This window comes from Burkholderia sp. AU32262 (genome assembly GCF_020419985.1).
In the GTDB taxonomy this organism is placed as follows: domain Bacteria; phylum Pseudomonadota; class Gammaproteobacteria; order Burkholderiales; family Burkholderiaceae; genus Burkholderia; species Burkholderia semiarida.
In genome coordinates, this window is sequence record NZ_JAIZRS010000022.1 from 43762 (window position 1) to 61256 (window position 17495).

The 17495-nt window shown below is 69.1% G+C and carries 16 protein-coding genes and 1 riboswitch; of the genes, 6 read left to right on the forward strand and 10 right to left on the reverse strand.

Annotated elements, in window-relative coordinates; translation table 11 throughout:
- Positions 1–108: 108 nt before the first annotated feature.
- The 3 genes from LGN10_RS24315 to LGN10_RS24325 all read right to left on the reverse strand — a co-directional run bounded on the left by LGN10_RS24315 (position 109) and on the right by LGN10_RS24325 (position 3718).
- Positions 109–1155, reverse strand: coding sequence for a PhoH family protein (locus LGN10_RS24315; protein ID WP_059578685.1), 1047 nt, complete (start codon positions 1153–1155; stop codon positions 109–111).
- 33 nt (positions 1156–1188) lie between these two features.
- Positions 1189–2562 carry a tRNA (N6-isopentenyl adenosine(37)-C2)-methylthiotransferase MiaB gene (gene miaB, locus LGN10_RS24320; RefSeq protein WP_059578683.1) on the reverse strand — a complete coding sequence of 458 codons (1374 nt, stop codon included), beginning with the start codon at positions 2560–2562 and terminating at the stop codon, positions 1189–1191.
- A gap of 223 nt (positions 2563–2785) precedes the next feature.
- A complete protein-coding gene (locus LGN10_RS24325) occupies positions 2786–3718 on the reverse strand; it encodes a LysR family transcriptional regulator (protein WP_059578680.1) in 933 nt (310 codons plus the stop codon).
- Positions 3719–3865: 147 nt separating this feature from the next.
- Between LGN10_RS24325 and LGN10_RS24330 the strand changes: the two genes are divergently transcribed.
- The 3 genes from LGN10_RS24330 (at position 3866) to ribB (ending at position 7116) form a co-directional block, all read left to right on the forward strand.
- On the forward strand, positions 3866–5041 hold the full coding sequence (locus LGN10_RS24330; protein ID WP_059578810.1) for an MFS transporter: 1176 nt from the start codon (positions 3866–3868) through the stop codon (positions 5039–5041).
- Positions 5042–5258: 217 nt separating this feature from the next.
- The gene (locus LGN10_RS24335; protein ID WP_059578678.1) at positions 5259–5945 is read left to right on the forward strand and encodes a helix-turn-helix domain-containing protein; all 687 of its coding nucleotides are present in this window, start codon (positions 5259–5261) and stop codon (positions 5943–5945) included.
- A gap of 192 nt (positions 5946–6137) precedes the next feature.
- A riboswitch (FMN riboswitch) is annotated at positions 6138–6287 on the forward strand.
- 118 nt (positions 6288–6405) lie between these two features.
- Positions 6406–7116 (forward strand): 3,4-dihydroxy-2-butanone-4-phosphate synthase, encoded by a 711-nt coding sequence (ribB, locus tag LGN10_RS24340; protein WP_012329192.1) that lies wholly within the window; start codon positions 6406–6408, stop codon positions 7114–7116.
- A 72-nt stretch (positions 7117–7188) separates the two neighbouring features.
- Here the strand turns inward: ribB and LGN10_RS24345 are convergent, their stop codons facing one another.
- The 5 genes from LGN10_RS24345 to LGN10_RS24365 all read right to left on the reverse strand — a co-directional run bounded on the left by LGN10_RS24345 (position 7189) and on the right by LGN10_RS24365 (position 12226).
- A complete protein-coding gene (locus LGN10_RS24345; protein ID WP_059578675.1) occupies positions 7189–7875 on the reverse strand; it encodes an HAD family hydrolase in 687 nt (228 codons plus the stop codon).
- 190 nt (positions 7876–8065) lie between these two features.
- Complete coding sequence (gene iolG, locus LGN10_RS24350; RefSeq protein WP_124658664.1) at positions 8066–9052, reverse strand: inositol 2-dehydrogenase; 987 nt, start codon at positions 9050–9052, stop codon at positions 8066–8068.
- Positions 9053–9126: 74 nt separating this feature from the next.
- The gene (locus tag LGN10_RS24355; RefSeq protein WP_226225258.1) at positions 9127–9954 is read right to left on the reverse strand and encodes a TIM barrel protein; all 828 of its coding nucleotides are present in this window, start codon (positions 9952–9954) and stop codon (positions 9127–9129) included.
- 37 nt (positions 9955–9991) lie between these two features.
- Positions 9992–10999 (reverse strand): xylose isomerase, encoded by a 1008-nt coding sequence (locus LGN10_RS24360; RefSeq protein ID WP_226225259.1) that lies wholly within the window; start codon positions 10997–10999, stop codon positions 9992–9994.
- 162 nt (positions 11000–11161) lie between these two features.
- Positions 11162–12226 carry a LacI family DNA-binding transcriptional regulator gene (locus LGN10_RS24365; RefSeq protein ID WP_226225260.1) on the reverse strand — a complete coding sequence of 355 codons (1065 nt, stop codon included), beginning with the start codon at positions 12224–12226 and terminating at the stop codon, positions 11162–11164.
- A gap of 170 nt (positions 12227–12396) precedes the next feature.
- On the opposite strand from LGN10_RS24365, the gene LGN10_RS24370 reads away from it, so the two are divergent.
- Genes LGN10_RS24370 through LGN10_RS24380 form a run of 3 tightly spaced genes read left to right on the forward strand, consistent with a single transcriptional unit; the run spans position 12397 to position 15097 of the window.
- Positions 12397–13479 (forward strand): fatty acid desaturase family protein, encoded by a 1083-nt coding sequence (locus tag LGN10_RS24370; RefSeq protein ID WP_089465116.1) that lies wholly within the window; start codon positions 12397–12399, stop codon positions 13477–13479.
- A 36-nt stretch (positions 13480–13515) separates the two neighbouring features.
- Positions 13516–13824: a non-heme iron oxygenase ferredoxin subunit gene (locus tag LGN10_RS24375; protein ID WP_059578663.1), complete on the forward strand. Its 309-nt coding sequence runs from the start codon at positions 13516–13518 to the stop codon at positions 13822–13824.
- Between the two features lie 4 nt (positions 13825–13828).
- Positions 13829–15097, forward strand: coding sequence for an NAD(P)/FAD-dependent oxidoreductase (locus LGN10_RS24380; RefSeq protein WP_226225261.1), 1269 nt, complete (start codon positions 13829–13831; stop codon positions 15095–15097).
- 42 nt (positions 15098–15139) lie between these two features.
- On the opposite strand, the gene LGN10_RS24385 is transcribed toward LGN10_RS24380, so the two are convergent.
- The gene (locus LGN10_RS24385) at positions 15140–15856 is read right to left on the reverse strand and encodes an MIP/aquaporin family protein (RefSeq protein WP_011546148.1); all 717 of its coding nucleotides are present in this window, start codon (positions 15854–15856) and stop codon (positions 15140–15142) included.
- An 81-nt stretch (positions 15857–15937) separates the two neighbouring features.
- Positions 15938–17440 carry a glycerol kinase GlpK gene (gene glpK / locus LGN10_RS24390; protein ID WP_226225294.1) on the reverse strand — a complete coding sequence of 501 codons (1503 nt, stop codon included), beginning with the start codon at positions 17438–17440 and terminating at the stop codon, positions 15938–15940.
- Positions 17441–17495 lie beyond the last annotated feature (55 nt).

The following is a 17495-nucleotide window of genomic DNA, read 5'->3' on the forward strand; positions in this document are numbered from 1 at the left end:
TGGCCGATCGCGCCCGAATTCGGCCGGGCCGCGCACGGGCAAAAAAACCCGGCGCGCCGTCGGGCGGGCCGGGCCGGGAGGCCGGGGGCGGCACGCGGCGGCCGCCGCTCAGCCGTCCTGATGCTGCGCGTGGAATTCGTCGTACGCCTCGACGATGCGCGCGACGAGCGGGTGGCGCACCACGTCGGCGCTCGTGAAGCGCGTGAGCGCGATGCCGCGCACGCCGCCGAGCACCTGCTGCGCCTCGACGAGGCCGCTCTTGTGGCCGCGCGGCAGGTCGACCTGGCTCGTGTCGCCGGTCACGACCGCCTTGGAGCCGAAGCCGATCCGCGTGAGGAACATCTTCATCTGCTCGGGCGTCGTGTTCTGCGCCTCGTCGAGGATGATGAACGCGTGGTTCAGCGTGCGGCCGCGCATGTACGCGAGCGGCGCGATCTCGATCATCTGGCGCTCGAACATCTTGGCCGTCTTGTCGAAGCCGAGCAGGTCGTACAGCGCGTCGTACAGCGGCCGCAGGTACGGGTCGACCTTCTGCGCGAGATCGCCGGGCAGGAAGCCGAGCCGCTCGCCGGCCTCGACGGCCGGGCGCGTCAGCACGATCCGCTTGACCTGGTCGCGCTCGAGCGCGTCGACCGCGCATGCGACCGCGAGGTAGGTCTTGCCGGTGCCGGCCGGCCCGATGCCGAACGTCACGTCGTGTTGCAGGATCTGCTTCAGGTATTCGCGCTGGGCCGGCGTGCGGCCGCGCAGGTCGGCGCGCCGCGTGTAGAGCTTCGGCCCCGGCTCTTCGTCCGGCTCGCTGGCGTCGAGCTGCACGACCGGTTCGTCGAACGGATGGTCGGGATCGCCGCGAAAGCGCACGTCGAGCGTGTCCTGGCGGCCGTTGCCGGCCGTGTGGCGCACTTCGACCAGCGCGAGCTGGATGTCGTCGACCGACAGCGGATCGCGCGCGCGGTTGTAGAAGTTTTCGAGCGCGGCGAGCGCGAGCTTGGCGCCGCGCCCGCGAATCGTGATCCGGTGGCCGCGCCGCGCGAGCGTCACGTCGAGCGCCTGTTCGATCTGCCGCAGGTTTTCGTCGAGCGGGCCGCAGAGGTTGGCGAGGCGCGCGTTGTCGTCGCGCGGGGCGGTGAATTCCAGTGCTTGGACGGTCTTCAAAGTAGCGTCGGGCTCCTGTCGGGCGTCGGTCGGTCAGTGGGTGGCCGTGCTCGCGTCGTCGCTGACGAGCACGAGCTCGCCGCGCAGCGAGTGCGGGTACGCATGGTTGATCTTTACGTCGATCATCTGGCCGATCAGGCGCGGGTGCGACGCGAGCGGCGCCGGGAAATTCACGACCCGATTGTTCTCGGTGCGGCCCGCGAGCTCGTTCGGGTCCTTGCGCGACGGGCCCTCGACGAGGATCCGCTCGACCTTCCCGACCATCGACTGGCTGATGCGCGCGACGTTTTCCTCGATCGTCGCCTGCAGGTGTTGCAGGCGTTTGAGCTTGACCTCGCGCGGCGTGTCGTCGGCGAGGTTCGCGGCCGGCGTGCCGGGGCGCGGGCTGTAGATGAACGAGAAGCTCGTGTCGTAGCGCATGTCGTGCACGAGCGCCATCATCTTGTCGAAATCCTCCTCGGTCTCGCCGGGGAAGCCGACGATCATGTCGGTCGACAGCGACAGGTCGGGGCGGATCGCGCGCAGCTTGCGGATCACCGACTTGTATTCGAGCACCGTGTAGCCGCGCTTCATCGCCATCAGGATGCGGTCGGAACCGTGCTGGACCGGCAGGTGCAGGTGGCTCACGAGCTTCGGCACCTTCGCGTACGTGTCGATCAGGCGCTGCGTGAATTCCTTCGGATGCGACGTCGTGTAGCGGATCCGCTCGATGCCGGGGATGTCGGCGACGTATTCGATCAGCGTCGCGAAATCGGCGATTTCCGACGAGCCGGCCGTCAGTGCACCGCGATAGGCGTTCACGTTCTGGCCGAGCAGCGTGACTTCGCGCACGCCCTGGTCGGCGAGGCCGGCCACTTCGGTCAGCACGTCGTCGAGCGGGCGCGACACTTCATCGCCGCGCGTGTACGGCACCACGCAGTAGCTGCAGTACTTCGAGCAGCCTTCCATGATCGACACGAACGCGCTCGGCCCCTCGACGCGCGCGGGCGGCAGGTGGTCGAACTTCTCGATTTCGGGGAACGTGATGTCGACCTGCGCGCGGCCGCTCTCGCGGCGCGCGTCGATCATCTGCGGCAGGCGGTGCAGGGTCTGCGGGCCGAACACGAGGTCGACGTACGGCGCGCGCGACACGATCGACGCGCCTTCCTGGCTCGCGACGCAGCCGCCGACGCCGATCAGCAGGCCCGGCTTCGCTTCCTTCAGCTCGCGCACGCGGCCGAGATCGGAGAACACTTTTTCCTGCGCCTTCTCGCGCACCGAGCACGTGTTGAACAGGATGATGTCCGCGTCTTCCGGCGTGTCGGTCTTTTCGAGGCCTTCGGCCGCGTTGAGCACGTCCACCATCTTGTCCGAGTCGTACTCGTTCATCTGGCAGCCGAAGGTCTTTACGTAAACTTTCTTGGTCATGGGGATTCGCCGTTCGCAGTGGTTGACCTGGGGGCGTCGTCAAGGGTGAGTCGGGACGGCGGTGCGCGGCACGCGAATCGCGCGTAGCCGGGAGGAAAGGCCGTCGGGAAAGCCTTCCATTATAGCTTTTCATGCCGCGGCGGATGGGCCGCCGGTTGCGGGCAGGCGACGTCGGCTTCCGGGTTCCGACCCCTCGATGACGGCGACGACGGTCAGCCGACCGTCAGCGGCACGCGTTCAGCAGGTCGTCGAGCGCGGCTTCCTCGCGCGCGAAGCGTTCGGCGAGAAAGTCGAGCAGCACGCGCACGCGCGGCGCCATGTAGCGCTTGCTGTGGTAGATCGCGTGCAGCGGTGCGTCCTGGTGCCGCCAGTCGGGGAGCAGCACGCGCAGCCGGCCCGCGCGGACGTCGTCGGCGATGTCCCACAGCGATTTCAGCGCGATGCCGTGGCCGCGCAGCGTCCATTCGCGCGTGAGCCCGCCGTCGTTGGTCTCGAACGCGGTCGACACGGGCACCGTGTGAACCTGCACTTCGTCGCCGCGCGTGAAGTGCCAGGTGTTCATCGGGCCCGACGCGATCGTGATCACGTTGCACGGAAAGCGGGCCAGATCGTGCGGATCGGCCGGGACGCCGTGGCGTTCGATGAACGACGGCGCCGCGCACAGCACCCGCCGGTTGGTCGCGAGCCGGCGGGCGATCAGCGCGCCGTCGGGCGGCGCGGCGAAGCGGATCGCGAGATCGATCTCGTCCTGCCACAGGTTCGACGACGAATCGGACGCCGTCAGCGAGAACGTGACGTCGGGATGTTGCGTCGTGAATTCGTCGAGCCAGTCGAGCAACTGATTGCGGCCGAAATCGGACGTCGACGACAGCCGCACCTTGCCGCTCACGACGTTGCGGCCTTCCTGCAGCATCGCGTCCGCGTCGTCGAGCGCCTGCAGCGCCTGGCGGCAGCAGTTCAGATACAGCTTGCCTTCGTCGGTGAGCCGCAATTGCCGCGTCGAGCGTTCGAACAGCCGCGTCGCGATCTTCGCCTCGAGCTTCGCGAGCCGCGCGCTCGCGGCGGCCGGCGTGAGGTTCAGCTTGCGCCCGGCGGCGGACAGGCTGCCCAGCTCCGCCGCCTCGACGAACAGCCGGATGTCGCCCAGTCGGTCCATGCGATTTTCCAGAAATATTTGAAAATGGTTCAAATGCCACGCCAATTATCAAATATAGGCGTCTTCGGGACAATGCGCGCACATCCCGCTTTCTTGTGCGGTGCGGCACCGAACCGGCGCCGCGGCCGCCGCCTACCGGAGAACGTCATGCCCATTCCGCTCCTGGCGCTCGCGATCAGCGCCTTCGCCATCGGCACCACCGAATTCATCATCATGGGCCTGCTACCCGAAGTCGCGCACGACCTCGCCGTGTCGCTGCCGTCGGCCGGCCTGCTCGTCACCGGCTACGCGCTCGGCGTCGCGGTCGGCGCGCCGCTGCTCGCGGTGCTGACGAGCCGCATGCCGCGCAAGGCCGCGCTGCAGTTGCTGATGGCGATCTTCATCGTCGGCAACGTGCTGTGCGCGACGGCGTCCGGCTACGCGATGCTGATGGTCGCGCGCGTCGTCACGTCGTTCGCGCACGGGTCGTTCTTCGGGATCGGCGCGGTGGTCGCCGCGTCGCTCGTGCCGGCCGACAAGCGCGCGAGCGCGATCGCGCTGATGTTCACCGGGCTCACGCTGTCGAACGTGCTCGGCGTGCCGTTCGGCACGTTCGTCGGCCAGGTGCTCGGCTGGCGCGCGTCGTTCTGGATCGTCGCCGCGCTCGGCGTGCTCGCGCTCGGCGGCGTGGCCGCGCTGGTGCCGAACCGTCACGACAGCGGGCCGGTCGGCCTCGGCCATGAAGTGCGCGTGCTGAAGGAGCCGCAGGTGTGGCTCGCGCTGCTGATGACCGTGCTCGGCTTCGGCGGCGTGTTCGTCGTGTTCACGTACATCGCGCCGATCCTCGAGGCCGTGTCGGGCTACTCGCCGCGCGCGGTCGCGCTGATCCTCGTGCTGTTCGGCGCGGGGCTGACGATCGGCAATACGATCGGCGGCAAGCTGGCCGATCGCGCGCTGATGCCGTCGCTGATCGCGATCCTCGTCGCGCTGATGGCCGTGATGGCCGTATTCGCGAAGACGAGCCACCTGCCGGTCGCGGCCGCCGTCACCGTGTTCGTCTGGGGGATCGCCGCGTTCGCGACGGTGCCGCCGCTGCAGGCGCGCGTGGTCGAAAAGGCCGCGAGCGCGCCGCATCTCGCGTCGACGCTGAACATCGGCGCGTTCAACGTCGGCAATGCGGGCGGCGCGTGGCTCGGCGGCCTCGCGCTGGAGCACGGCTTCGCGCTCGATGCGCTGCCGTGGGTCGCGGTCGCGGTGACGTTCGCGGCGCTGGTCGTCACGTGGCTCGCGATGCGGCTCGACGCGCGCGGCCCGGCGCGCGGCGCGGCGCCGGCGGCGCAGTGAACGCCGCCACGGCGCGCCGAGCGCGACGCCATAGCGGCAGGAAAAGGTTCGCGAGAAACGCATTCCTCCGCGATGCTGATAACGGTGTGAAGATAACTTCGTTTGCCCGTGCAAGGCCGGGTGATAGCGTTTCGATACGCGCCACGACCGGCGCAACCCGATTCCGATTCCGGCTTACCCCCTACGCAGGGCCGCGCGGCGGCCCGGAGGCAATGCTATGTCTTCATCCCTGGCGCTCGTGCGCGACGTGTCTTCCTTCGAGTCCGGCAATGGCGCCGACTTGCGCGCGTCCGCATCGCTCGACGCGCTCGAGCAGGTCGTCGGCGTGAACCTCGCGCGCTTGCGCGCCGAGCGGCAACTGTCGCTCGATGCGCTCGCGCGGCTGTCCGGCGTGTCGCGGGCGATGCTCGCGCAGATCGAATCGGCGCGCAGCGTGCCGTCGATCAAGGTGCTCTGCAAGATCGCCGCGGCGCTGAAAGTGTCGGTCGCCGCGTTCCTGCGGCGCCATGCGGTGAACGGTTTCGAGCACCTGGCGGCCGAGCGCGCGTCGCGCGTCGTCAGCTCGAACGGCCGCTTCTCGGCACGTGCGCTGTATCCGGAAGGCGAGCCGGCCGCGGCCGAATTCCACGAGCTGCGGATCGCGCCGCTGCATACGGAGCCCGGCGCACGCCGCGCACCGGGCACGACGGTCAATCTCGTCGTCAGCGAGGGCACGCTCGAAGTCAGCGTGCATGATCGCCGCCAGTTGCTCGCGACCGGCGACGCGATCGTGTTCGACGCCGATCAGCCGTACAGCCTGCGCAACCCGGGCGACAGCGAAGCGCGTGCGTTCCGCGTGACGGTGAGCCCGGAGGTGCCGCCGCGCTGGCTCGTGCCCGACGCGGCGCACGCGGCCGCCAACTGATCGCGCGGGCCGCGCGGCGCGAGCGCTGCGGTTCCCGGTTTTCGCGGGAGGCGTTGCGTGCGCGCGTCGGCCGTTCGGACGATGCCGTTAGACGGGGTCGTCAGTAAGGTTTTACCGGTCATTCGCTGCGCGTCGTGTGCGGCTGTTGTATGCTTGGCCCGCCGGTCACGGGGCGTTCCCGTCCGGCAATCAGTGCGTCTTCAGGGCGGGGCGAAATTCCCCACCGGCGGTAGGCTGGCGTAAGCCGGCGAGCCCGCGAGCGCCCGCGCATTTCGCGCGGGGTCAGCAGATCTGGTCGAATGCCAGAGCCGACGGTCACAGTCCGGATGAGAGAAGATGTGCAGATAGTCATGTCCGTCAGGGCCGCTTCGCCGTGCGTGCGAAGCGGGTTGTCGTTCTGTCTGTTTGCAATGCCCTGAAACGTTTTTCGCCCAAATCGTCTTTGCGAGGAGCGTTTCACATGTCCTTGATGTCCGTTTCGTCGGCGCCTGCCGACGCCTTTGCCGATCTCCCGTTGCTGGATTCCGAACCGGTGCCGCCGCGTATCGCCGCCGCGCTCGACGCGATGCGCGCGGGCCGCGCGGTCGTGCTGCAGGACGACCACGACCGCGAGAACGAGGCTGACCTGATCGTCGCCGCCGAGCGCATCACGCCCGAGACGATGGCGCTGCTGATCCGCGAGTGCAGCGGCATCGTGTGCCTGTGCCTGACCGACGACACGGTGCGTGCGCTGGAGCTGCCGCCGATGGTGCAGACCAACGAAAGCCGCAACGGCACCGCGTTCACCGTGTCGATCGAGGCGCGCGAAGGCGTGCACACCGGCGTGTCGGCGGCCGACCGCGTGACGACGATCCGCGCGGCGATCGCCGACGGCGCGAAGCCGCACGACATCGTGCGCCCCGGCCACGTGTTTCCGTTGCGTGCGCAACCGGGCGGCGTGCTCGCGCGCCGCGGTCACACCGAAGGCACGGTCGACCTGTCGATCCTCGCGGGCCTGAAGCCGGCCGGCGTGCTGTGCGAGCTGATGAATCCGGACGGCACGATGACGCGCGGCGACGATGTCGAGCGCTTCGCGCAACGGCACGGGCTGCCGATGCTGACGATCGCGGAACTCGTCGCGTTCCGCGAGGCGCTGGCCGCCGCGCGCGAACGCTGCTGCGAGCCGGCCTGAGCGGAAGGAAACGCGGGCGCGTTCGCGCGCCCGTGGCGCGGCCGGATCGACCCGAACCGGCCCGAATGACGATCAGGACTGCACGTCGCCGAATTCGCCGCGCATGCCGGCTTCGACGAGCGCCGGCAGTTCGTCCATCCTGCGCATGATCCGCGTGATGCCCATCGCGCGCAGCGCGTCCGCGTAGTTGTCGGGGATGTGGCTCGCGCCGACGAACGCGATCGTCTTCATCCCGGCCGCCCGCGCGGCATTCAGCCCCGAGATGCTGTCCTCGACGACGACGCAGCGCGCCGGCGCGACGCCGAGCGTGTGCGCTGCGTGCAGGTACACGTCGGGGTAGGGCTTCGGCCGCGCGACCTGTTCGGCGCTGAACACGCGTTCGCCGAAGATCTCGGTGAGCGCGGCGCGCTTCAGCGAGCTGCGCACGCGCGCGAGCCGGCTGTTCGACACGACGGCGGCCGGCAGCGTGATCTTCAGCAGTGCGTCGCGCACGCCGCTGATCGGCGCGAGCGATTGCGCGAGCGCGACTTCGATGTTGTGCTCGACGGTCTCGATGAAGTTGGCGGGCATCTCGACCCCGAAGCGGGCTTCGATGCCGGTGAGGAAGCGGGACGTCTGCTGGCCGAATGCCGACTTCGCGGCGGCTTCGAAATCGAGGTTCGGGAACGTGGCGGACAGCGTGTCGAGCAGCACGCGGTCGGCGATGACTTCGCTGTCGACGAGCACGCCGTCGCAGTCGCAGATGAGGTGATCGAGCATGGTGATGAAAACGCGGGATATCGGCGAAGCCGATCGATTCGCCATCATACGTGCTTTCACGCGCACGCCGCGCGACGTGGCGGCAAATTTGCCCGATGCGGCCGTGCCGTGCGGCAGGTTGTGCCGGACGGCCGCCGTTCGCGCGGCGGCCGCGGTCCGCTTGCCCGGATCGCAGCCGCCGTTCGCGGCGTCACAGCTCGATCACCCGCCCCGTTTTCCACGACGTCATCGCGGCTTCGGCCAGTTCGAGCGCGGCGAGCCCGTCGTCGATCGTCGTCCTGACCGGCGTGCCGTCGCGCAACGCGTCGACGAAGTGCGCGATCTCGGCCGCGTACGCATGCCGGTAGCGTTCCAGGAAGAACGGCTCCGGCACGTCCGTCGCGATGCCGCCGGCAAGCCACGCGCTCACCTCGGTCGGCCGCACGTTGCCGGCCTGCAGCATCCCGCGGCTGCCGAGCAGTTCGAAGCGCTGGTCGTAGCCGTACGCCGCGCGGCGCGACGTGTTGATCTGGCACAGCAGCCCGCGCCGCGTGCGGATCGTCACGGCGGTCGAATCGATGTCGCCGGCGTCGCGCACGGCCGGATCGGTCAGGCAACTGCCCGTCGCATGCAGCGTGTGCGCTTCGTCGCCGAGGATCCAGCGGAACACGTCGAAGTCGTGGATCAGCATGTCCTTGAAAATGCCGCCCGAGCTGCGGAGGTAGTCGGCCGGCGGCGCGCCCGGGTCGCGGCTCGTGACGACCAGCATTTCAGGCGCGCCGATCTCGCCGCGCTCGACGCGCGCCTTCAGCGCCGCGAAGGTCGGGTCGAAGCGGCGCTGGAAGCCGATCATGCAGGTCACGCCGGTGCGCCGCACGACGTCCGCGCATGCACGCGAGCGTTCGACGGCGAGGTCGACCGGCTTTTCGCAAAACACGGCCTTGCCCGCGTTCGCGGCCGCGACGATCAGGTCCGCGTGCGTATCGGTGCTCGATGCGATCACGACGGCCCGCACCGACGCGTCGCCCAGCGCGCGTTCGACGTCGGTTGCCTGCGCGCCGTGCGCGCGAGCGAGTGCGTCCGCCGACGGCGCGTGCCGGTCGATCACGTACTTCAGTGTCGCGCCGGGATGGCGCGCGAGATTCGCCGCGTGGATCTTGCCGATCCTGCCCGCGCCGAACAAGGCGAATTCGATCATTCCGTTCTCCCGTGGATTTTCTTGTCTTGCCGATGCGCGACCGGCGTGGGCCGCACGCCGTCGCGACGGTTCGCTCAGCGATCCGCCAGCTCGCCGCGCACGTAGTCGAGGCTTGCCCGCAGCCGCTCCTCGATGTCGTCGGCTTCGGCGATCTCGTTCGCGAACGGCTCGAACGACAACGCACCGCGGTAGCCGCGCGCGAGCAGCTCGCGCAGTTGGCGGACGTTGCCGAGCCGGTCGGCGCGGCCGACCAGCACGCGGTGGCCGTCGCGCATCCGCTCGACCGGCAGGTCGTCTTCCTCGACGCCCGAGAGGTGCACGAGGCCCGTGAGGTTCGGGAAGAAGACGTCCTCGCCGGCGAGGTGATGGTGGAACGTGTCGTGCACGAGCCGGAACACCGGTTCGCCCGCCGCCGCGTAGATGCCCTTCACCGCGTCCGACTTGCGGCGCAGCGCGCATTCCTCGAAACCGAGCGGCTCGATGAAGCCGAGCAGGCCGCGGGCTTCGAGGATCGGCTTCAATGCCTTCAGCGCCGTGACGAGATCCGCGTGGCGGGCGTGCCCGTCGCGCGTGTCGGTGCGGCTGTTGGTCGGGCACAGCACCAGCGCCTGCGCGCCGCATTGCGCCGCGTAGTCGGCCAGCACGGTCGCCTCGTCGGCGCGCTCGGCATTCCACTGCTCGAAGCGCTGCAGTGCGTTGATCGTCAGGATCGTTACGCCGCCGGCTTCGACCGTCGCGCGGACGGCGGCGGCCGGCGTGCCGTCGGCGAGTTCGACGCCGTCGAGATCGTTGCGGATCTCGATCGTGTCGACGCCGAGGCGCCGGCACAGCGCGACGTAGCGGTCGAGCGGCAAGCGCGGCGCGCTCATCCGGTTCAGCGAAAAGTGCAAGGCTTGCGTCATCGTTCTGTCCTTGGGGCTTGAGTGGGGCGGGTTCGGATCAGGCGCCGGCGCGCGCGGCGAGTGCGTGCCACGTGTCGCGCAGCCAGTGCGCGCACGCGACGTTGTTGTCGAAGATCGAATAGCGCGCGCCGCCGCCGTAGTCGGGAAACGGGATGAATTCGCAACTGATCTGCTCGAGCGGTGTCGCTTGCGCATGGGCCTGCACCCGCGCCTGCAGCAACTGACGCAGCGCGGCTTTCCATGGATCGAGCGACTCGGCACGCCATTCGCCGTGGTACGCGCCCGGCGGCGGCGCGACGAACGGGTACTGGATGCCGCGTCCGGGCCGGCCGTCCGCGCGGCGCATCCAGCGATTGTCCGGGTTGTTCGGCGCGACGCTGCGCGCATGCGCATGCCGGACCCAGCCGCGCGCGATCCAGTCGGCGTAGATCGCGGCGGGCGATGCGGGGTCGAGCATCGCGCGGCCGCCGTCGGCCGATTCGTGCAGGCCCGATGCGTCGAGTTCGGCGCGATTGCCGATCTTGAACAGCAGGTGCGAATGATCGAGCGTGATCCGGAACGGCGCGCCGGCCTGCTCGACATGCCGCGCGACGCGTGCAACCCGCGCGAAATCCTCGCTCCACATGTCGACGTGCACTTCGAGGCTCGGCAGGCAGCCGGACGGTTCGCCCCATGCATAGGCGCGCAGGTAGAAATCGGCGACTTCGCGATCCGACAGCGGATGGCCGTCCGCGTGATGCGCGAACAGCTGACAGTTGAGCACCGTGCTGCCGAACCGCGCGCCCGCCGCGACGATCTCGGCGACATGCGCTTCGTCGCGGCCCGCGCACCAGATGCCGCCGATCACGCGAATCGGCAGCGCGTGGCGCTCGACCAGCGCGAAATATGGCGACAGGTCCACGCCGCGCACCGGGTTCTTTTCGACGTAGTCGAACACGCCGGCGGCGGCGACCATCCGGAAGCGCTCGGCGGGCGTGGGCGGCGGCAGCCCGTCGTGTTCGAGCACGCCGTCGAAATTCACGCCGATGAGGATCGGTTCAGCCATCGTCTCCTGTCCGTCGTTGTTCGTGGATGGCTGCCAATGTACGGACGCGCGGCGCGGGCTGCATGACAAACGTTGACGAAAAATCGCCAATGCGGCGATCGATTTTTTCGACGCATGCACGCGCCGGGCCGCACGCCGCATGCCGCATGCCGTGCGGCGGGTTCACGGCTGCAGGTACGCGCTCGTCCTCACGTTCGCCGGACAGAACACACGGAATTCGACGGGGTCGTCCGGCGGCGGCTGTTCGACGATGCCGCATGCATGCAGCACGTGCTGCAGCGCGGAAATCGCCTGCCCGTCCGGATCCTGGTCGATCGCGAGATCCATCGCACCGGCTTCGATGAAGGTGCGGTGCAGATCGATCATCTCGTGGCCGATCCATACGACGCGCCCGATCGCGCCGGCCTTGCGCAGCGCCGCTTCGATGCCGGCCGAACCGGCGCCGCTGTTGTAGATCGCGACCACGTCGTCGTGCGCCTGCAGCGCCTTCGACACCGCGCGGTAGCAGCGGTCGTCCTGGTCGAGCGTCTCGACCGGCGCGTCGTCGCAGCGCACGGCGGCGAACGCGTCGGCGAGCTGGTCGCGGCAGCCGGCCATCCGGTCGGCGTGCGCACGGTAGCCCATGCGGCCGCCGAGCAGCAGCACGCGGCCCGGGCGCGCCGCGAGACGGCCGATGTAGTAGCCGGCCGTGCGCCCGGCGCGATAGTTGTCGATGCCGGCGAAGTGCGCGCGGTCGATGCCGCCGATGTCGGTGACCATCGTGACGACGGTCTCGCCCCGCGCGATCGCGGCGGCCAGCGCGCCGCGCATGCGGGCCGTGTCGTGCGCGGTGACGATCAGCGCCGCGCGCCGGTACGCGGGCCGTTCGATCAGCGCGGCGGCGCGCGCGTCGTCCGCGGCGGGCACGATCGTCCGGTGCACGACCACGTGCCGGTCGAGCATCTGCAGCGAGCGCTGCAGCGCTTGCTGCAACCGCCGGAAGAACGGCGCGTCGGTGTCCGGCAGCAGTACGTCGACGTGGATCAGCCCGTGCCGCGTGTCGGGCAGCTGCCGCGGCACGCCGAGCTCCCGCGCGGCCGCCACCACGCGTTCGCGCGCCTGCGCGGAGACGCTGCCGCGCTCGTTCAGCACGCGGTCGACGGTCGTCGTGCTGACGCCGGCGAGCGCCGCGATCTCGTCGAAGCGCGCGGTGCGCTTGCGCCAGCGCGGCCCGGATTCTCCTGCCATGGTCGTCTCCATCGTGATAGGCGCCATCGATCGCGTGGCGTTGCCGAACGCTAAAGCGATGGCGAAATTTCGTCAACGTTTCGATTGAGCAGCGGAAGCCGGGCGCCTAATTTTGATTCCATGGCAGCGCGTGTCGCGCTTGCATCGCACAAGAACCCCAGGAGACAGACGTGGCCCCTACCGACGACCCGGCACGCAAGCGCAACGCGGCGCGCCGTCAGGAATACCGAATGATCGGCGGCGCGGGCGAGCGCGCGCACGCGGCCGGGCTCGTCAACGCCGCGTGGTACCGGTGCGCGGTGCCGCGGCCGCTGATGAAGCAGTTGATGCAGCGTGGCGACGCCCGTGCGATTCGCGACACGCTGATCTGGTACGCGGCGATCGCGATCAGCGGCGCGCTCGCGTGGCTGGCGTGGCACGCGCATTCGGCATGGGCGATCCCGGCGTTCTTCGTGTACGGCACCCTTTACTGCAGCCCGGCCGATTCGCGCTGGCACGAATGCGGGCACGGCACCGCGTTCCGCACGCGCTGGATGAACGACGCGCTGTACCAGCTCGCATCGTTCCAGGTGTTCCGCCGCGCAACCGCGTGGCGCTGGAGTCATGCGCGCCATCACACCGATACGCTGGTCGTCGGGCGCGATCCGGAAATCGCCGCGCCGAAGCCGACCGACTGGCTCGCACTCGTGCTGAACGTCGTCGCGCTGAAGCACGTGGCCGGCGAGTTGCGCAAGATGATCGCGGCGTCGGTCACCGGCCGGCTCGACGACGAGGAGCGCACCTACGTGCCTGAATCGGAATGGCCGAAGGTCGTGCGCGAGTCGCGCATCCATCTCGCGATCTACGCGCTCGTGGCGGGCGCCGCGATGTACTGGCACACGATCCTGCCGCTGCTCTACATCGGGCTGCCGAGCCTCTACGGCGCATGGCTGTACCTGTATTTCGGCCTCACGCAGCACGCGGGCATGCCGGAGAACGTGCTCGATCACCGGCGCAACTGCCGCACCGTGATGATGAATCCGGTGTTCCGCTTCCTGTACTGGAACATGAACTATCACGTCGAGCACCACATGTTCCCGATGGTGCCGTTCCATGCGCTGCCGAAGCTGCACGAAGCCGTGAAGGCCGACATGCCGCCGCCGTACCGCAGCACGCTCGCCGCGTATGCGGAGATCGTGCCGGCGCTGATCCGGCAGACGCGCGATCCGTCCGATTACGTCGTGCGGCCGGTGCCCGATGCCGCGCGCGCATGACAGCTACCGACCATCCCGACGAAGGAGACACACCCCATGACGCAATGGATCGACACCGGCGCGCTCGACGACATCGACGACGAAGACGTCGCGCGCTTCGATCACGCAGGCCGCACGTACGCGATCTACCGGATCGACGGCCAGGTATACGCGAGCGACGGCCTGTGCACGCACGAGCACGTACATCTCGCGGACGGGTTCGTGATGGATCACGTGATCGAATGCCCGAAGCACAACGGTCGCTTCGACGTCCGCGACGGCCGGCCGCTGTCCGCGCCCGCGTGCGAGAAGCTGCGCACGTACCGCGCGAAGATCGAAGACGGCCGCATCCTGATCGAGGTGTGACGCGATGAGCCACGACCGGGTAATGGCGATCGTCGGCGCGGGTCATGCGGGCGGCCGCGCGGCGCAGGTGCTGCGCGCGTCCGGCTGGCGCGGGCGCATCGTGCTGATCGGCGCGGAGCCGCATCCGCCGTACGAGCGGCCGCCGTTGTCGAAGGGCGTGCTGACGGGCGACCGTAGCGCGGCGCAATGCCGGTTGCGCGACGCCGAGGCGTGGGCGGCCGACCGCATCGAGCGGGTCGTCGCGACCGTCGAGCGCATCGATCCGCATGCACGCGAAGTACGCGTGGCCGGTGGACACGTGTTCGGCTACGACGCGCTGCTGCTGGCCACCGGGGGCCGTGCGCGCCGTCTTGCCGTTCCCGGTGCGGCGCTCGACGGCGTAGTCGCGTTGCGCACGCTCGACGATGCGGCCGCGCTCGGCGCGCGGCTCGTGCCCGACGCACGGATCGTGCTGGTCGGCGGCGGCTTCATCGGACTCGAAGTCGCGGCGTCGGCGCGGCAGCGCGGTTGCCGCGTGACCGTGCTCGATGCGGCGCCACGGCTGCTCGGCCGGGCAGTGCCGGAAGCCATCGCGACGCGCGTGCATGCGCTGCACGACGAACAGGGCGTGGCGATCCGCCTGAACCGCAAGCCGGTGGCGATCGAGCGGACCTCGGGTGGTGCGCTGGCCGTCGTGCTCGACGACGGCGACACGCTGCTGGCCGACACGGTCGTGGCCGGCATCGGCATCGAGCCGGCCGACGAGCTGGCGCGCGATGCGGGCCTTGCGGTCGAGCGCGGGGTCGTCGTGAACGCGCAGCTCGAGACGTCGGCACGCGGCATCTACGCGGCCGGCGACGTCGCGGTGTTTCCGAGCGCATTATCGGGGTTGCCGATTCGACAGGAAACGTGGCACGGCGCCGACACGCAGGCGCACGTCGTCGCCCGCAACATGCTCGGCGCGGGCGAACCCTATCGCGACATACCGTGGTTCTGGTCCGATCAATACGATGCGCAGTTGCAGGTGGCCGGGGAGCCGGCGCTCGGCGTGCAGTCGGTCGCGCGCGTGCTCGGCGACGATGCGGAAATCCATTTCCATTTCGATGCGCTCGCGCGGCTCGTCGCGGCGAGCGGCTTCGGCCGTGCAGCGGGATTCGTGAAGGAAATGCGCGTGGCGAGGATGCTGGTCGAACGCGGGATCGACGTGACGCCGGCTGCGGTCGCGGACGTCGCGGTGAAGCTGAAATCGCTGGTGACGGCCGTGAATGACCGGCAGAAGAAAGGAGGGGCGTGAAGCGCGCGGCAGGGAAGGCCGCGCGCTTCGTTCAAACGGCGATCAGGCCATCGCGTGCAGGCGCAGATACAGCCCGGCTGCCGCGGCGCCGCCGAGCAGCGGGCCGACGACGGGCACCCAGGCATAGCGCCAGTCGCTGTCGCGCTTGCCGGGAATCGGCAGCAGCGCATGCATGATGCGCGGCGACAGGTCGCGCGCGGGGCTCATCGCATAGCCGGTCGGGCCGCCGAGCGAGATGCCGATGCCGAGCACCAGCAGGCCGACGGGCAGCGCGTCGAGTGCGCCGAGGCCGACCTGCGGTGACGCGAGATACAGCACGCCGAGGATCAGCACGAACGTGCAGATCGCTTCGGTCAGCACGTTGTGCGTGGTGCTGCGGATCGCGGGCGCCGTGCAGAACACCGCGAGCTTCAGGTCCGCATCGGCTTCCTTCGCGAAGTGCTGGCGATACGCGAGCCACACGAGCAGCGCGCCGGCCATCCCGCCGAGCATCTGCGCGAGCACGTAGCCGCCCACTTTCGACCACGCGAACTTGCCCGCGAGCGCGAGGCTGATCGTGACGATCGGGTTCAGGTGCGCGCCGCTGAACGACGCGGTCACGTAGACCGCGACGAATACCGCCATCGCCCAGCCCATCACGATCACGATCAGGTCCGCGCCTTTGCCCTTGGTCTTGGCAAGCAGCACGTTCGCGACCGCGCCGTTGCCGAGCAGCACGAGGATCGCCGTGCCGATGAATTCCGCAATATAAGGTGACATGGTTGTCTCTCGTATGTCACGGCGGACTCGCGCATCGCGCGGTCCGCCGGTGTTGTTGTATTTCGTCTGGATTGATTCGGGTTACTGGGTGTCGTCGGCCCATGCCTTCGCGGCGCGTACCGCACGCTGCCAGCCGGCCATGCGCTGCTCGACCTGCTCCTTGGGCATCGACGGGGCGAAGCGGCGATCGAGCTGCCACTGGTCGCGTACTTCGTCGAGGTTCTTCCAGTAGCCGATCGCGAGGCCCGCGAGGTAGGCCGCGCCGAGCGCGGTCGTCTCGGTGATCTGCGGACGCACCGCGTCGACGCCGAGCAGGTCGGCCTGGAACTGCATCAGCAGATCGTTCGCGCTCGCGCCGCCGTCCACGCGCAGCTCGCCGATGCTGATGCCGGAATCGGCTTCCATTGCGGCCAGCACGTCGAGCGATTGGTACGCGATCGCATCGAGCGCCGCGCGGGCGAGATGGGCGGCGCTCGTGCCGCGCGTGACGCCGAACACGGAGCCGCGCGCCCGCGCGTTCCAGTGCGGCGCGCCGAGGCCGGCGAACGCGGGTACGAGATACACGCCGTCGGTATGCGGCACGCTGGCGGCGAGCGCTTCGATTTCCGCGGCCGTCTTGATGAGGCCGACGCCGTCGCGCAGCCACTGCACGACCGCGCCCGCGATGAAGATGCTGCCTTCGAGCGCGTACTGCACGTCGTCGCCGATCTGCCACGCGATCGTCGTGACGAGGTTGTTCTTCGACTCGATCGGCTTGTCGCCGGTGTTCATCATCAGGAAGCAGCCGGTGCCGTAGGTGTTCTTCACCATGCCCGACGTCGTGCACATCTGGCCGAACAGCGCCGCGTGCTGGTCGCCGGCGATGCCCGCGAGCGGGATCTTCGATGCGAACACGGTGGTCTTCGTGTGGCCGTAGATCTCCGACGACGCCTTCACTTCCGGCAGCATGCTGCGCGGGATGTCGAGCAGTTCGAGCAGCTCGTTGTCCCACTCGCGCGTATGGATGTTGAACAGCATCGTGCGCGACGCGTTGGTCACGTCGGTCACGTGCAGCTCGTGCTTCGTGAAGTTCCACACGAGCCAGCTGTCGACGGTGCCGAATGCGAGCTTGCCCTGGCGCGCCTTGTCGCGCGCGCCCGGCACGTTGTCGAGGATCCAGCGGATCTTCGTCGCCGAGAAGTACGAGTCGATCGGCAGGCCGGTCTTCGCGCGCACCTTCGCTTCGAGGCCCTGCTTCTTCAGCGAGTCGCAGAAGTCGGCGGTACGGCGATCCTGCCACACGATCGCGTTGTAGACGGGCTGGCCCGTCTCGCGATCCCAGACGATCGTCGTTTCGCGCTGGTTGGTGATGCCGATCGCCGCGATCGACGTGCCGTTCAGGCCCGTGCGCGTGACGGCTTCCGCGGCGACGCCGGCTTGCGTCGACCAGATTTCCTGCGGGTCGTGCTCGACCCAGCCGGGTTGCGGGTAGATCTGTTCGAATTCCTTCTGGGCGATCGATACGATATTGCCCTGGCGATCGAACAGCATCGCGCGGGAACTCGTGGTGCCCTGGTCAAGCGCGAGGATGTACTGGTCCTGCATGTCTCTCATCTCCATCCGTGGATCGGCTTAGTTGTGATGCGCGCCGCATGGGGCG

Excerpts from the sequence above, each read along its gene's own strand:
- LGN10_RS24335 (WP_059578678.1), top strand. The coding sequence starts at position 5,259 with ATGTCTTCATCCCTGGCGCTCGTGCGCGACGTGTCTTCCTTCGAGTCC.
- miaB (WP_059578683.1), bottom strand. The coding sequence starts at position 2,562 with ATGACCAAGAAAGTTTACGTAAAGACCTTCGGCTGCCAGATGAACGAG.
- glpK (WP_226225294.1), bottom strand. The coding sequence starts at position 17,440 with ATGCAGGACCAGTACATCCTCGCGCTTGACCAGGGCACCACGAGTTCC.
- iolG (WP_124658664.1), bottom strand. The coding sequence starts at position 9,052 with ATGATCGAATTCGCCTTGTTCGGCGCGGGCAGGATCGGCAAGATCCAC.
- LGN10_RS24365 (WP_226225260.1), bottom strand. The coding sequence starts at position 12,226 with ATGGCAGGAGAATCCGGGCCGCGCTGGCGCAAGCGCACCGCGCGCTTC.
- LGN10_RS24385 (WP_011546148.1), bottom strand. The coding sequence starts at position 15,856 with ATGTCACCTTATATTGCGGAATTCATCGGCACGGCGATCCTCGTGCTG.
- LGN10_RS24330 (WP_059578810.1), top strand. The coding sequence starts at position 3,866 with ATGCCCATTCCGCTCCTGGCGCTCGCGATCAGCGCCTTCGCCATCGGC.
- LGN10_RS24325 (WP_059578680.1), bottom strand. The coding sequence starts at position 3,718 with ATGGACCGACTGGGCGACATCCGGCTGTTCGTCGAGGCGGCGGAGCTG.
- LGN10_RS24380 (WP_226225261.1), top strand. The coding sequence starts at position 13,829 with ATGAGCCACGACCGGGTAATGGCGATCGTCGGCGCGGGTCATGCGGGC.
- LGN10_RS24375 (WP_059578663.1), top strand. The coding sequence starts at position 13,516 with ATGACGCAATGGATCGACACCGGCGCGCTCGACGACATCGACGACGAA.
- LGN10_RS24355 (WP_226225258.1), bottom strand. The coding sequence starts at position 9,954 with ATGACGCAAGCCTTGCACTTTTCGCTGAACCGGATGAGCGCGCCGCGC.
- LGN10_RS24360 (WP_226225259.1), bottom strand. The coding sequence starts at position 10,999 with ATGGCTGAACCGATCCTCATCGGCGTGAATTTCGACGGCGTGCTCGAA.
- ribB (WP_012329192.1), top strand. The coding sequence starts at position 6,406 with ATGTCCTTGATGTCCGTTTCGTCGGCGCCTGCCGACGCCTTTGCCGAT.
- LGN10_RS24345 (WP_059578675.1), bottom strand. The coding sequence starts at position 7,875 with ATGCTCGATCACCTCATCTGCGACTGCGACGGCGTGCTCGTCGACAGC.